The sequence below is a fragment of the Flavobacterium sp. WG21 genome (assembly GCF_000335775.1).
In the GTDB taxonomy this organism is placed as follows: domain Bacteria; phylum Bacteroidota; class Bacteroidia; order Flavobacteriales; family Flavobacteriaceae; genus Flavobacterium; species Flavobacterium tructae.
This window is the reverse complement of the sequence record NZ_AMYW01000039.1, coordinates 1-15,013: the sequence shown is the minus strand read 5'-3', so window position 1 is coordinate 15,013 and position 15,013 is coordinate 1. Positions and strand designations below refer to the sequence as shown.

Sequence of the window (15,013 nt, the reverse complement as noted above, 5' to 3'; positions counted from 1 at the left end):
GTAGTTTAGCTAAACAATTGCGTAAAGCGATTAATGAATTAAATTTTAACCCAAAAACAAATTTAAATTATGTCAGAAGAAAAAAAATTAGGATCAGTTGAAGTCAGTTTGGCTGTTGGTCAGGAATGGGCTCGGAAATTTCGAAAGTCTCAGGAAGGTAAAGGAAAAGTAGATGCTTATTTAATTCCGTTAGAAAGTATCAAGCTGGTGTTAGATCAGGATATTGATGCCGTACGTGCTTATGTAGGGATTAATAACGCCGGAGAGCAAAACTTAATGCTTGTGGGTACAAAACTAGATCCAAAAACAGGTGTTTATGTAGATGTTTTCAAAAAACAGCTAGCCGCAGCTGGAGCAAGAACTGCCGGAGATGGTGAAGATGTACTTTACGATGCTTCTCGTCCTTGTCCTCCATACACTGACCCGGATAGTCCAATGAATCAATAATTGATGGATAATTTTCTAATATATTCAGGTTATTTGGTGCTCTTACTTAACCTGATTTTATATACATATAGCTTTTTCCTACGGGAAAAAGCTAATGTTTTTTTTACAGTTTATGTCGTGTTTTTATGTGTTATTCAATTCACGATGGAGCTGTTATACCGTTTTCAGATTGAAAATTTATTTTTTGTAAACACCTATTTTATTGGTCAAATGGTTTTATTAGGACTGTTTTACAAATCAATTTTAGGACTAAAAAGACAAAAAGCATTTGTAAACTGGAGTCTGACTTTAATGTTGTTCGTTTTGGCCGTCCAGTGTTTGATTAATACAGAACAATTTTTTAAATTTAATTTGTTTGCCATTACGGCGACTTCTTTACTAAGTGTTGTATATGCTTTATTGCATTTTTATAATATGCTGACCGATGACAGGAAGTACTATTATTTTACAGTGGGATTGTCTTCTTATTTGTTAGTCAGTACGGTCCTTTTTTTAGTGGGTAATCTTACCCTCGGATTAAGCGATGATTTAAAATATTTTACATGGAGACTAAATGCTTTTTTCGTACTGTTGTATTATCTATTTATTTTGTACGAATGGAAAGTAAGTTTTAATCCAAAAAATAAAATTAATAATCAGATATGATATGAGTGGAAGCCCGGTTTACGAAAAAGAGATAGTTGCCATCATCTTGTACACGTCATGTTTTTTTATGGTTGTGGCATTTTTCTTAGTAGCCTTCTTTTATTTTTCGAGAAAGAAAATTATTCAGAAGGAAGTAGAGAAAAGAGATTTGGAAATTCAGTATCGAAAGGAACAATTGCATGCAGTTATTGTTACGCAGGAAGAAGAGCGAAAAAGAATTGCTCAGGATTTACATGATGACATCAGTTCTAAGCTCAATATAGTTTCATTAAATTCACATTTACTATCCTCCCCAAATTTAACGGAGGGCGAGACAAATGAAATTACGGATACAATTATAAGTCTAACGGCTAAAGCATTAGAGAATTCCAGGAAAATTGCGCATAATTTATTACCCCCGGTTTTTGAAAAGTTTGGTTTGAATGCCGGAGTTCAGGAACTTTGTGACGAATTTGAAAGTTCTAAGGCAGTAAAAGTGCATTATCATAATGGAATTGATTTTGACTCGAATCATAATGACCGACATTTGCATATTTTTCGAATCCTGCAGGAATTAATGAACAATTCTTTGCGCCATGGAAAAGCGACCGAAATTTGGATCGATTTTAAAGTAGAAAATGAGATTCAGACTTGTTATTATAAAGATAATGGAATTGGTTTTGACAGCGAAAATACCGAAAATCAGAAAGGATTGGGTATGAAAAATATGGATAGCCGTATTTCGTTTTTGAAAGGAACAATCGAAATTCATTCGGAAATTGGTAAAGGTATTAGCGTAGTTTTTACTTTTTAGGTTAAAAAAGGACAATAAAATAGGTTTTTACCTAATATATTGTGGTTGTAGTACTCTTTTCTGATTCATATTTTGTAATTTCGGTGTACCAAAAGACCAAAAACAAAAAATCAAATGAGTGCCGCTATTAAAATTGCTTTAGTAGATGACGAAGTTTTGTTCCGTAAAGGAATTTCTTTTTTATTGCAAAGAGAAGATAATATCGATATTATTTTTGAAGCATCAAACGGAGAAGAACTTCTGTTAAATTTAGACAACAGCGTGATCAAACCTGATATTATTATCATGGATTTGAAAATGCCCATTTTAAATGGTGTCGAGGCTACAAAAATTATCCGGAAATCATTTCCCGAAATTAAAATTATTGCGCTAACCAGCTATGATACAAAATCATTTATTGCCAATATGATTCAGGTGGGAGCTGTGGCTTATTTGATAAAAAATACTACTCCAAAAGATTTAATTCATACCATCAATCAAGTAGCAAAAAAAGGGTTTTACTATAATGAAAGCGTGCTGCAAACCATTCAGGAAACTATTATTTCCAGTAAAACTTCAAAAGGAAATCTGGAAACCGGTTTTCTTTCACAACGGGAAATAGAAATACTTCAGCTTATTTGCCAGCAAAAAACAACTTCAGAAATTGCAGATCATCTTTACTTAAGTCCCAGAACCGTAGAAGGGCACCGTAACAACTTATTGCTTAAAACAGAATCCAAGAATATAGCCGGTTTAGTAGTATATGCGATTCAGAATGAAATCGCTGTTTTAACGCTGTAAATCTAAGCTTGCTAAATATTGAATGGAGAGTACGTAGTATAAAATTATAATAAGTACGAGTATAACTATTCCTATTTTTTGTATCATACTTAATCCCTTAGGTTCTTGGTTGCTATCATTAAGCTTCATGCCTTTGTCTTTTTCATTGATTAAATTTACGCCCGGGGGACAGCAAATGTAAGAATAATGTGCTGTTGCAAAATAGGTGTTTCTACGTGATTTTAGCCGTGTATTTAATTATTTTCAGGTATTTTTTTAACATTTATCTACCTATAAAAGCGAAAGAACAGTGGTGTTTTTTGAAGGTTCCTTTATATCTTTACTAAAATAATTTTCTAATGAAGAAGTGCTTAGTTTATATTTTCATATTGCTACTTTCATTCACGGCAAAAGCCTCGTTTATCTTACTTCCGATGGACGAAACCACACAGCAGAATCATCTTAAAGCATACGGAATTACCTATTGGTGTTTAAGTAGAGACTATAAAGCAAGCTGGTTGTTAAATTATCGTGGGGGCTCATTTTTACTCCCGGATGCCGATGAAATTCGTAAAGAATGTAAAATTAGAGGAGTAAGTTTTGAAGTTCTTTCAGATGCTGAGGAGGCTTCGATATTAAACGATATTTCAAGCCCCTCCCAAAATATGGAATCTGTTATTTTAGAAAAAGCACCTAAAATTGCTGTTTATACCCCAAAAGGGAAACAACCTTGGGACGACGCCGTAACTTTAGTTTTAACGTATGCCGAAATTCCTTTTACACCAATTTACGATGAAGAGGTTTTAAGTGATCAGTTGCTTCTTTATGATTGGCTGCATTTACACCATGAAGATTTTACCGGACAATATGGTAAATTTTACTCTGCGTATAAAAATACACCCTGGTACATTGAACAAAAAAAAGATGCCGAGGCTCTGGCTGCAAAATTAGGATATCCTAAAGTGTCTCAGGAAAAAGGAGCAGTTGCAAAAAAGATTAGAGATTTTGTAATTGGTGGTGGATTTATGTTTGCCATGTGTTCTGCAACAGATAGTTTTGATATTGCACTTTCGGCTGATGGAGTTGATATTTGTGAAGCCATGTTTGATGGAGATGCCAGTGAATCCAATTATCAGTCAAAATTGAATTACGGAAATTCATTTGCCTTTAAAGATTTTACTTTGGAACGAAGACCGGAGGTATATGAATTTTCAGATATTGATATGACTGGAAAACGCAGAATTCCTATGGAGAAAGATTATTTTACTTTAATGGAGTTTTCAGCAAAATGGGATCCGATTCCCAGTATGTTGTGCCAGAATCATACACAATTGGTAAAAGGCTTTATGGGGCAGACGACTGCATTTGATACCGATTTGATAAAATCAAATGTCCTGATAATGGGGACTTGTGAATTGAATGGAGAATCAAGATACATTCACGGCGAGAAAGGAAAAGGAATGTTTACTTTTTTTGGAGGACATGATCCTGAAGATTTTCAGCATCAGGTTGGAGACCCGCCTACCGTTTTAGATTTACACCCAAACTCTCCGGGTTACCGTCTCATTTTAAATAATGTTCTGTTTCCTGCAGCAAGAAAGAAAAAGCTGAAAACATAATTTAGTTCAGTGAAAATTCAATCCAGATTGGAATATGATCGGATATTTTTCGGGCTTCCTGTAGCGAATTAAAGTTTTTATAGAACGAAACAATACCGGAGTTTATATAGTTTACGGACTTTTTATGATAAAAAATATTATCAAATTCTGATGCCAGACAAACGGTTTCTTTGCATTGTTGTTTTAAAGTAGTCTTTTGATTCTGTAAAGTGGAATTGTATCCCAATTTTTTTAATGGAGTAAATACAGAGTGAGATTGCGGGCAGTTGAAATCACCAACAAACACCAAATTTAAATTGGAATATTGCTCAGGCAGAAATTTAAAATATTTAATTTCCTTCTCTGGTTGCTTCGTCTTAGTGATAGCATGAAAATTGACTAAAGTAATGCTCTTTTTATTGATTTCAAAAGTACCCAGATAAGGCTCGCGATCAATTTCTGAATGGTATTTTTTTTCCAGCCAGGCATTTCCTTTCAGTTTTACTTTACTGGTTTTCCAGATATAAGCGTATCGTTCGGTTTTATAACTGTTTCCGCTTGTTGGATTACTTATCGTATAATCCCATTTTGATCCCTTATTGTTTAAAATTGCAGCAAGTTTTGCAACAGCCTGCGAACCGCCATATCCGGCAACAACTTCCTGAATTGCGATAATATCATAAGCAAGAACAGTATTTGCAATGAAATTCAGTTCTGATTCGGATTTTGATTTTCCTAAGTTCTCAATATTCCAGGATAGAATTTTAGTTTGCGAGTACGTGAGAACAGAAAAAAGGAAGAAAGTAAGACTTAATAAGTATTTCATGCTGTATTTAAAAATTCAAATATAGGCATTTCAAAATTCGATTACTGTTTAGTCGAATTCTGTTTTTAGTTTCAATGAGAATCTGTCTTAAAAAAGATTCTCATTGAAATTTCAGCATCAATAAATTTAAGATTAATGCTTTTTATACCTGTTTTTTAGAGCAGTACCAATTATAATGATTTGCAAAACAAGCAGAGCCGGAATAAAAATAATTTTCCAATCTACTTCCAGCCATCCTGTTTTTTCAGAAACGAAAGCAAAACTTAAGGATAGAAAAAGACAAAGTAACATTGTTTTCATTATGATCTTGTTTTTAGTTGTATTAATCTTCGAAACAAAAATCTGTAGAAAATTTCTTTTAGAGCTATTTTTGTATTTGATTTTCATTAGTTGACTAATAGATTACAGACAAAAATAGATTTATTAAAAAACATTTCCTTACGGGAAACCGTAAAACCGGTTAAAAATTAAATCAGGCCAAAATCTTTTGCAATAGCAATTAAATGCACATTGTTGTTTGCCTTAAAGTAAATCTTTAGTTTATTAATGCGTTTTTCGATACTACTGGTTCCGTTTGGAGTGATCGAAGTCGCTTTAAATTCGTTTGATATGTTATCTAAAATATAGCCTTGCGACAGAAGTTTTAAGATTGAAATGTCGTACGATTCAATTTCAAACAATGATTTTTCGTTGAAATTAAATGACAAATCCGAAGAAAGTATTTTCTCTTCATTTCTAAAAGTTCCTTCAATTGCTTTTTTTAATTCGACGATACTATTACGTCCTTTAGAAACATAAGCACTAATACCTAAATCATAAAAAAGAGATTTTATACGATAAGATTTATCTTCTATAGAAAATACTATCTTTTTTATTTTAGGCTGAACTTCATTAATCGCTTCGATTAATTCTTCACCACCGTTTAAAATAGTTTTACGATGATCTTTTTTAAAAGATAAATCAGTGATTAATAAATCATATGGCTCATTATCCATAATAGCTTTTTTTACTTTATTTAATCCGTCGTCGCAATATTTGACATGGTCAATTACAGGAACGTTGAGTTCTTCAAGTGCTTGAATTACGGCAATGCTGATACTGTCTAAATCTTCGGCAACTAAAACTTTTTTGAACATATTACTTTGTTTATTTGGGGAAATTGAAACTTAATTTAAAACCTGTTTTAGAATTGGAGTCAAAAATAATATTTCCATTTATGGTTTTAATACGGTTTTCCACATTTTGTAGTCCATTTTTTAAAATTATTGATCTATTATAGGCTCCGACCCCGTTGTCACTGTAAATTATAACTATTTTTTTTCAAAATTTTTAAAAGTAAGACTAACTAATGTCGCCTGACTGTGCTTTTTCATGTTCACAAATAGCTCCTGAATGATTCTGTAAAGTATAATTTTTTTACTTTTTTCAAGTTCGTTCCAGGAAATTGCATCAAAACCATTGAGAATAATGTTTAAATCGGCAGTTTTAAATCCTGAAATCATTTCTTTTAAAGAGTTGGAGTAGCTTTCATTTGTAGGTACCGAGCCATTTTCTTTCGAAATGTTTCGGGTTTTGGTGTAAATCGCATGTAAATTATTTAAAAGTCTTTCTTTATTCTCCCGTTTTTCCAAATCAACAGTTTCAGCAAACGTTAAGCTGTGATACACATCATTGGTAAGTTCATCTTTCAATTTTTGTGATATTCGTATTTCACTCTCAAAAACAGCATCGTCTTTTTGTTTTGTTCCTTTTGATTTGAGATAGAAGTAAACAAAAGCAATAAGACTTAGAATAAGTACAATGATCATATACAAATAGATGTTGCGTCTTTTTTGCCTCGCCAGCTCCAGGTCATTTTCTGCTTTTTGTGCTTTAAGCTGTAGGTTCTCTGTTTTGTCTATTCGGGATATATATTTAATATTGGTGAATTGATTCTTTGTTTTACACCTTGCATGAGTAATGCTGTCAATAAGTTTAATATAGGATAAGGAGTATTTTTTTAGATCCGATCCCTCGCTGGTTTTAATTAATAGTGATAGCGAACTAATTCTGTCCGTCAGTATCTTTATTTTTGTGGCTACTTTATGTGATTTTAGAGCGTATTCCTTTGCTAACTTAGGATTGGTTTTCATGTAAAAAAGGCAAAGATGTCTGTAAATTCCAACCAATGAGTATTCGTATTCTGACGAGAGTGAGAGTCGGATCTTTAAAGCTTCATTTACATATTTGAGTGCTTTTTCGGAATCTCCCAATCTAAAATAACACAGACCTAAATTATCAATTGCCCGGGCATAATTATCTTTATCAATATCTTCATAATTTGAAGTTCTTTTTTGTGTCGATAGGATAAATAAAATTTGTTCTGCTTCCTTATATCGATGTTGATCCATATAAACAGTAGCCAGATTGTTTAAAGCCATATATCTTCTCCAGGTACTTGATTTTAGATGTATCGCTTTTTTTAGATAAAGAATGGCATCACTATAGTTATAGGTATTAGAGTAGTTAATTCCTAGTTGATTGTAAAGAATTGATGCATGTCTTGGATTTTTAATATACTTTAAGTAAGGTAAAGCTTCGGTTGCATGTGCTTCACTGGTAATATAATCCCCCTGATCGTATTTGATTTGAGACATCGAGTACAAAGTGTAAACATAATCAATAGTATTGATTTTTGGATTACAAAGAAGCTTGGCCTTATTGTAGTAATAGTAAGAACTGTCCAATTTATAAGCATCATATAAAGAGTCGGCCAGATCTGAAAATTTTAGAATTTCTGCTGAATTATTCTTTTGACCAGAATCTGATGGTGTGTTGAACTCGTCGGATTGCAATAACGTTATACCGGCTATTGCTATTGATAGCAGTAGTATCAAACGCTGTAAAAAAACTCTTCTATGAAGAAAGTAAAGTGGCTTCTTCATTTTTAAGCTGGAAAATTAATAAAAACTTTAAACCCTTTTTCGGGAGTAGAATCAATAAAGATTTCTCCTTTTATTGACAGAATTTTGTTTTCTATATTATAAAGGCCATTTTGAAATTTTATGGCAGCAAGGTCGATTCCTATTCCATTGTCAGTATAGGTTATCATTACATTTTGATCTGTTTTTTTAAAGGTGATCGTAACAAGAGTTGCGGCGCTATGTTTTTTCATATTTACAAGCAACTCCTGTACTGTTCTGTAAACAGTCATCTTTTTATTCTTTTCAATTTCGTTCCAATCTATAGTTTCTAAGTCATTTACAAAAATATGAATGACGGGAGTATTAAATCCTTCAATCATTTCCTCTAAATTAAGAATGAAATCTTCTGAAGTTATAATTTGATTGTTCTCTTTAGATATATTTCGGGTTCGGGAATATATGGCTTCCAGGTTGTTTAATAATTGTGTTTTATTCTCCTTTATAGAAAGATTTTTGCTTTCAGTAAAAGCCATCGTGTGATAAATGTCGTTGGCTAATTCATCATGAAGTTTTTTTGCGATCCGGGTTTCACTTTTATAAGTAGCTTCTATTTTCTCTTTATTTCCTTTTGAAGTCAGGTAGAAATAAAGTACAGTGACTAAACTTAAACTAAGGGTAATTATGATATAGGAGAAAATGTTTCTGTTTCGTTGCTTTTCTATTTGTATTTCATTTTCGACTTTGTATGTTTTTAGTCTTAAATTTTCATTCTTCTCTTTTGTCGAGTCGTATTTAATTTTGGCATATTGATTTTTAGCTTTTTGTTTAACTTCAAAAATGCTGTCGATTAGATTTACATAAACAATAGAATATTTTTTTAATTCACGATCAGAGCTATTCTTGATAATTAGTTTTAAAGAAGACAGACGCTCGTCGATAGTGTGGGCAAGAGTAAATTTCTCATAGCTTAAATGCATGTATTTTTTGGCTAATAACAGATTGCTTTCTTCGTAAAATTTAGCAAAATGCAGATAGCTTTTCCCCAAACCGAAAGAATCGTTTTGTTTTTTCCTTATTTCAAGACTTTTTTGGAAATAATACAGAGCTTTATCTGAATGGTATATTTTAAAGTAGCAGAATCCAATATTGTCCAGTGCTTTCCCTTGAAACTCATTATTATTAAGAACTTCTTTTTTTGTTGTCAAAGACAGGAAGATCTGGAGAGCCTCATTGTATTTTCCTTCTTCCATTAAGATAACAGCCATGTTGTTTTTTGCGGCCAGTTTTCTCCATTCTTCAGTTTGTAGCTGCAGTGCCTTTTGATTGTAGCGTATAGCATTCTTGTAATCGTACGTATTCAGATAATTGATACTTAAAATGACATAGGTGTTCCATATCTGAGATTGCTTTTTTGCATACTTCAGATAAGGCAGTATTTCTTTAATGGTATTTTCGCTACCTGCATAATCAGCTTGATCTTGCTGTATTTCTGCCATGCGGTTCAGAGAAGTAATGTAGTTTTCCGAATCTGTTACCGGATTGCAGATCGACCGTAGTTTGTTGTAATAAAAAAAAGCGCTGTCAAATTCTTTTTGGCTGTAAAAGCGATCTGCAGTTAGTATCGCTTGTTCAATTTCGGGTTTTGTATTTTTTGGTCTGGGAGTATTTGAGGTTTTTTTCTGACAGAATTGCAAGGATAAAATAGTGAATATAATAAATAGGAAAACGCGCATTCTGTAAGGTATCATGCGCCAAAAGTAAAGAATTAAAGTTCTTAAAAAAGCGTATAAATACCTGTTTTTCCATAAATTTTGATTTTATTTTTCATGCTTGATTTTCAGTTAAATACATAAAAAAAAGCTTTCATGCCTGAAAGCTTTTTTTTGTATTGTGGAGTATTATTTATTTCTGGAACAGTTATGAAACTCTTAATCCTGTTGTGATAGCAATTCTATTCCAGGAGTTAATAGTAATAATAGTCAGGATAATTTCGGCAAGGTACTGATCATTGAATAGGCTTGCAGCATTTTGATAGGTTTCATCAGAAACGTGATGGCTAATTAGTGTTACTTCTTCCGTCAGAGCTAAAATTGCTTTTTCCTCCTCAGTATAAATATCCGTATCGCGCCAGGCGCTAAGTAAATAAATATACTGTTCTGATATACCCTGTTTTCTGGCATCGGTGGTATGCATATTAATGCAATGCGCACAGCCGTTTATTTGAGAAGCGCGAATTTTAATTAATTCTTTGTGTACAGGTGTAAGTGAAGTAGTAGAAATGTATTTTTCTAAATTAAGTAATGCTTGGTACGCTTGAGGAGCAACTGTTGGAATAACGATTCTTGGTTTCATTTGAAGTGTTTTTAAAAGTTTGATACAAAGATCATATATATCATTTTTGAAAAACTTGAACTACTTCAAGAAAATTATCGAGTTGCTGAAATACTAAGGTTCTGAGTTCGCTAACGATGTGTAAAAGAACAGGATTTATTTTTTTGATACTCTAAAACCAAAAGTAGCTTAGTGTCTGAGAGCCCTTGTTTTTCAGAATTAAACTTTTCCAGCCCTGATTTTACTCATAAATTCAGCCGAAAAATCAAGATAGGAGGCAAGCATATATTGAGGAACGCGCTGAACAAACTCAGGATTGAGGTTATTGAAATGATGATACCTTTCCTCTGCAGACATGGTGAATAGAAACTTAATTCGCATTTGTGCAGCTCCAAATGACTTCTGGGATACAATGCGAAAGTAGCGCTCCAATTTCGGAACTTGAATTAGTACAGACTCCAGTACGGATTGTTCTAAGGCAATAACCTCAGAATTCTCTACAGCCTGAATATAAAAATGAGAAGGAACGTGGTTGTGATAACTTAAGTAATCGGTAATCCACCAGCTTTCAATTCCAAATTGAAGAGTTTGTTCCGTCCCTTTCGAATTAATAATGTATTGACGCATGCATCCTTTAACGATAAAATAAAGAGTGTTGCATACTTGACCTTCCCGAAGTACGTGATCTTTCTTTTTAATATTTGATAAACTTAAAACTGATTCTAGGAGATCAATCTCAGAAGCTTCAAGAGTTACAAATTTTTCGATGTGTGCAAAAAGAGCAGTGTACATTGCTATAAGTTTTATACAAATGTAGTTTTAAAAATTAGAATTTAGCAAACGGGTATAAAGCAAAAAACCATCCCGTTTCAGCGGGATGGTTTTTCTATGATAAGTAAGTAATCTAAATTGAGTTTATAAAACGTTTATTTTACTTTATTAAGTATTGCTTTGAAAGCTTCAGGGTGGTTCATCGCTAAATCTGCAAGAACTTTACGGTTCAATTCGATTCCGTTAGCTTTTACTTTCCCCATGAATTGAGAATAAGACATTCCTTCTAATCTAGCTCCAGCGTTGATACGTTGAATCCATAAAGCACGGAAATTTCTTTTATTCTGTTTTCTGTCACGGTAAGCGTAGCTCATCGCTTTCTCTACCGCATTCTTAGCAACTGTCCAAACGTTTTTACGTCTACCAAAGAAACCTTTGGCTTGCTTCATTATTTTTTTTCTTCTTGCTCTTTTAGCAACTGAATTTACCGATCTTGGCATAATTTTAATGTGTTTTTGTAGCAGGCGTCCTGAATTGAATCAAAGGAACTTAAAAGCCATACTCCAAGGTTATATAAATAATTTTAAACCTAAAGAATTATTAGATAATTCTTAATTGTTGTTTGATGCTTTTCATATCTGTTGAGTGAACTAGCGCTGAGTGTGTCAAAGCTAATTTACGTTTTTTAGATTTTTTAGTCAAGATGTGACTTTTAAAAGCATGCTTTCTTTTAATCTTTCCAGAACCAGTAACTTTGAAACGTTTCTTGGCGCTAGATTTTGTTTTCATTTTAGGCATTTTTCCTAGTGTTTTAATTTATTCTTACTTACTTATATCTTCAAAAGCTTTAGGCTTTAGGCTTTAAGCTTTAAGCAAATAGTTTATTTAAACTCCTGCTTAAAGCTTATTGCTTATTGCTTAAAGCAAATAATTATTTTTTCTTCTTCGGAGCAATGAACATAATCATTCTCTTTCCTTCCAAAACAGGCATCGCTTCAACTTTACCGTGCTCTTCAAGGTCTGTTGCCAAACGTAAAAGTAAGATTTGACCTTGATCTTTATAGATGATAGAACGTCCTTTAAAGAATACAAATGCTTTTAGTTTAGCACCTTCTTTCAGGAACTTCTCCGCATTTTTTCTTTTAAATTCGTAATCATGCTCATCCGTTTGAGGACCGAATCGAATTTCTTTTACGACAACTTGCGTAGACTTAGCTTTTAACACCTTATCACGTTTCTTTTGTTCGTAAACGAATTTCTTGTAATCCATGATTTTACAAACCGGTGGCTCAGCGTTTGGCGAGATCTCAACTAAATCAAGTTCAAATTGATCTGCTAATCGTAAAGCTTCAGCAAGCTTAAATACACCAGGTTCGATGTTTTCGCCTACTAATCTTACTTCTTGTACGCCACGAATATTATTGTTTATTCTGTGGGCATCCTTTTTTTCTACTCGAGGTTGGTAACCTCTGTTGCTTCTTATTGCTATGACTTTATAATTTAAGTTAAACTGTAAAAACTTTTAATGTCTTTTTTATTTCTTCGTTTACAATAGCGACAAATTCATCGATTGTAACTGTAATATTACCTTTTCCTTCTTGCCCATGACGACGGATAGAAACTGTTCCGTTTTTCTCCTCTTCCTCACCTACAATTAGCATAAATGGAGTTTTTTGCATCTCAGCATCTCTAATTTTCTTACCGATAGTCTCGTTTCGGTTGTCAATTAGGGCGCGAATTTCGTGATTTTCTAGCAAATCTAAAACTTTTTTAGCATATATTTCGTATTTCTCGCTCAAAGACAAGATTATAGCCTGCTCTGGCATCAACCAAAGTGGGAAATTTCCTGCGGTATGTTCCAGTAAAATTGCGATAAAACGTTCCATTGATCCAAAAGGAGCTCTGTGAATCATAACCGGACGGTGTAATTCGTTATCGGCACCTTTATAAGTCAATTCAAAACGTTCCGGAAGGTTGTAATCTACCTGAATAGTTCCTAATTGCCACTGTCTGCCCAAAGCATCTTTAACCATGAAGTCAAGTTTCGGACCATAAAAAGCAGCCTCACCATATTCTACAACCGTATTCAGTCCTTTGTCGGCTGCAGCATTGATAATAGCGTTTTCAGCTTTTTCCCAGTTCTCATCAGAACCAATGTATTTCTCTCTGTTTTCTTGATCTCTCAATGAAATCTGAGCTGTAAAGTTTTCAAAACCTAAGGAACCGAATACATAAAGTACTAAATCGATTACCTTTTTGAATTCTTCGTCCAACTGTTCCGGAGTACAGAAGATATGTGCGTCATCCTGAGTAAATCCTCTCACACGAGTTAGTCCGTGTAGCTCACCAGATTGTTCGTATCTGTAAACTGTACCGAATTCTGCGTAACGTTTTGGTAAATCTTTGTAGGACCAAGGTCTTACATTGTAGATTTCACAGTGGTGAGGACAGTTCATTGGTTTTAATAAGAATTCTTCACCTTCGGCAGGAGTGTGTATAGGCTGAAAACTGTCAGCTCCATATTTCGCATAGTGACCAGAAGTAACATAAAGCTCTTTTTGTCCAATATGTGGAGTAACAACTTGTTCGTAACCAGCTTTCTTTTGAGCTCTCTTTAAAAATTGCTCTAAACGATCTCTAAGTGCCGCACCCTTAGGTAACCATAAAGGTAAACCTTGTCCAACTTTCTGAGAAAAAGCAAACAATTCAAGTTCTTTACCAAGTTTACGGTGATCACGACGTTTAGCTTCTTCAAGAAGTTCAAGATATTCAGTCAAATCTTTTTGCTTAGGGAAAGAAGTTCCATAAACTCGAGTTAATTGTTTGTTTTTTTCGTCACCTCTCCAGTAAGCCCCGGCTACACTCATAACTTTCATGGCTTTGATAATTCCTGTATTCGGAATATGTCCACCACGGCATAGGTCAGTAAAAGTGGCATGGTCGCAAAATGTAATAGTACCGTCTTCAAGATTTGAAATCAGTTCCGTTTTGTAAACGTTGTCTTTGTACATTTCTAAAGCGTCAGCTTTGCTAACCGGACGCATTTTGAATTCATGTTTCCCTCTTGAGATTTCAAGAACACGATCTTCGATTTTTTTAAAATCAGCGTCAGTAATTTTTTGATCTTCAAAATCAACATCGTAATAAAAGCCATTTGCAATTGCAGGTCCTAGAGTTAGTTTAATTCCAGGGTACAATTCTTCAAGGGCTTGTGCCATTACGTGTGAAGTGGAATGCCAAAAAGCCTTTTTTCCTTCCGCATCATTCCAGGTATATAAAGTAAGACTACCGTCGGTCGTCAATTGGGTTTCGGTTTCAATTGTTGTACCATTGAAAGATGCAGAAATCACGTTTCTTGCAAATCCTTCACTAATGCTTTTCGCAACCTCCATCGGAGTTACGCCTGAAGCGAACTCTCTAATTGACCCGTCGGGTAAAGTAATCTTAATCATTGTTTATAATTTTGTGAATGCAAATATAGCGCATTACGTAAATACATACAATATATAAATTCATGTTTATACTATAATATAATAGGTGTTGATTGGATAGGCTGGTTTTCTTTGTTTTTGTATACTATAATATAGGGTGTTGTTGCGGGTTAAGTTGGAAAGAATATGATTGGAGTTGTTTTGGAGTCTGCTATGTTTGTTTCAAGATGGGTTTTAGTAGTTGCTTGGTAGCGGGAGATGTCAAAAAACGGAGGAGTGAGGTTGTGTATGGGTGAAATTTGATAATATAATGATAGGATATGTAAGGAAAGGTGTAAAAAGAACATGTTGTGGAGGGGGTAAAATGCGATAAATGGACGTTGTTTAGGAAAAATCTTATAAATTTAAAAAGAATGATAGTTTGTAAAATGGCTGTTATCAGAGTGTTAGGGGGAAGTTTCGAAAAAGATTAAAAATAAGTTTAAAAAAAGCTTGTAAAAGCGGATAAA

At 33.6% G+C, this 15,013-nt stretch carries 16 protein-coding genes; 5 read left to right on the top strand and 11 right to left on the bottom strand.

Annotated elements, in window-relative coordinates; genetic code table 11:
- The first annotated feature begins 69 nt into the window (after positions 1 to 69).
- From C245_RS0120230 to C245_RS0120210, 5 genes are all read left to right on the top strand, one after another.
- Complete coding sequence (locus tag C245_RS0120230; protein WP_017498441.1) at positions 70 to 447, top strand: hypothetical protein; 378 nt, start codon at positions 70 to 72, stop codon at positions 445 to 447.
- Between the two features lie 144 nt (positions 448 to 591).
- Entirely contained in the window at positions 592 to 1,092 is a 501-nt protein-coding gene (locus tag C245_RS0120225) for a hypothetical protein (RefSeq protein ID WP_017498440.1), read from the top strand.
- Between the two features lies 1 nt (position 1,093).
- Complete coding sequence (locus C245_RS0120220; protein WP_017498439.1) at positions 1,094 to 1,885, top strand: sensor histidine kinase; 792 nt, start codon at positions 1,094 to 1,096, stop codon at positions 1,883 to 1,885.
- 114 nt (positions 1,886 to 1,999) lie between these two features.
- Positions 2,000 to 2,665 (top strand): response regulator transcription factor, encoded by a 666-nt coding sequence (locus C245_RS0120215; protein WP_017498438.1) that lies wholly within the window; start codon positions 2,000 to 2,002, stop codon positions 2,663 to 2,665.
- 338 nt (positions 2,666 to 3,003) lie between these two features.
- Positions 3,004 to 4,263: a hypothetical protein gene (locus tag C245_RS0120210; RefSeq protein WP_026110190.1), complete on the top strand. Its 1,260-nt coding sequence runs from the start codon at positions 3,004 to 3,006 to the stop codon at positions 4,261 to 4,263.
- 1 nt (position 4,264) lies between these two features.
- Here C245_RS0120210 and C245_RS0120205 read toward each other — a convergent pair whose 3' ends face one another.
- From C245_RS0120205 to thrS, 11 genes are all read right to left on the bottom strand, one after another.
- Positions 4,265 to 5,068 carry an endonuclease/exonuclease/phosphatase family protein gene (locus C245_RS0120205; RefSeq protein ID WP_017498436.1) on the bottom strand — a complete coding sequence of 268 codons (804 nt, stop codon included), beginning with the start codon at positions 5,066 to 5,068 and terminating at the stop codon, positions 4,265 to 4,267.
- A 132-nt stretch (positions 5,069 to 5,200) separates the two neighbouring features.
- Positions 5,201 to 5,455, bottom strand: coding sequence for a hypothetical protein (locus tag C245_RS0120200; RefSeq protein ID WP_017498435.1), 255 nt, complete (start codon positions 5,453 to 5,455; stop codon positions 5,201 to 5,203).
- Positions 5,456 to 5,535: 80 nt separating this feature from the next.
- Positions 5,536 to 6,204, bottom strand: a complete 669-nt coding sequence (locus tag C245_RS0120195) for a response regulator transcription factor (RefSeq protein WP_017498434.1) — start codon at positions 6,202 to 6,204, stop codon at positions 5,536 to 5,538.
- 174 nt (positions 6,205 to 6,378) lie between these two features.
- Positions 6,379 to 7,992: a tetratricopeptide repeat protein gene (locus C245_RS0120190; RefSeq protein ID WP_017498433.1), complete on the bottom strand. Its 1,614-nt coding sequence runs from the start codon at positions 7,990 to 7,992 to the stop codon at positions 6,379 to 6,381.
- Positions 7,993 to 7,994: 2 nt separating this feature from the next.
- Positions 7,995 to 9,719: a tetratricopeptide repeat protein gene (locus tag C245_RS0120185; RefSeq protein WP_081603550.1), complete on the bottom strand. Its 1,725-nt coding sequence runs from the start codon at positions 9,717 to 9,719 to the stop codon at positions 7,995 to 7,997.
- A gap of 169 nt (positions 9,720 to 9,888) precedes the next feature.
- Entirely contained in the window at positions 9,889 to 10,323 is a 435-nt protein-coding gene (locus tag C245_RS0120180; protein ID WP_017498431.1) for a carboxymuconolactone decarboxylase family protein, read from the bottom strand.
- A 198-nt stretch (positions 10,324 to 10,521) separates the two neighbouring features.
- Complete coding sequence (locus C245_RS0120175; protein WP_017498430.1) at positions 10,522 to 11,094, bottom strand: Crp/Fnr family transcriptional regulator; 573 nt, start codon at positions 11,092 to 11,094, stop codon at positions 10,522 to 10,524.
- A gap of 134 nt (positions 11,095 to 11,228) precedes the next feature.
- Positions 11,229 to 11,573, bottom strand: a complete 345-nt coding sequence (gene rplT, locus C245_RS0120170; RefSeq protein ID WP_017498429.1) for a 50S ribosomal protein L20 — start codon at positions 11,571 to 11,573, stop codon at positions 11,229 to 11,231.
- 100 nt (positions 11,574 to 11,673) lie between these two features.
- Positions 11,674 to 11,871 (bottom strand): 50S ribosomal protein L35, encoded by a 198-nt coding sequence (rpmI, locus tag C245_RS0120165; RefSeq protein WP_007810722.1) that lies wholly within the window; start codon positions 11,869 to 11,871, stop codon positions 11,674 to 11,676.
- A gap of 133 nt (positions 11,872 to 12,004) precedes the next feature.
- Positions 12,005 to 12,556: a translation initiation factor IF-3 gene (gene infC / locus C245_RS24050; RefSeq protein ID WP_072974136.1), complete on the bottom strand. Its 552-nt coding sequence runs from the start codon at positions 12,554 to 12,556 to the stop codon at positions 12,005 to 12,007.
- Between the two features lie 22 nt (positions 12,557 to 12,578).
- Complete coding sequence (gene thrS, locus C245_RS0120155) at positions 12,579 to 14,525, bottom strand: threonine--tRNA ligase (protein ID WP_017498427.1); 1,947 nt, start codon at positions 14,523 to 14,525, stop codon at positions 12,579 to 12,581.
- Positions 14,526 to 15,013 lie beyond the last annotated feature (488 nt).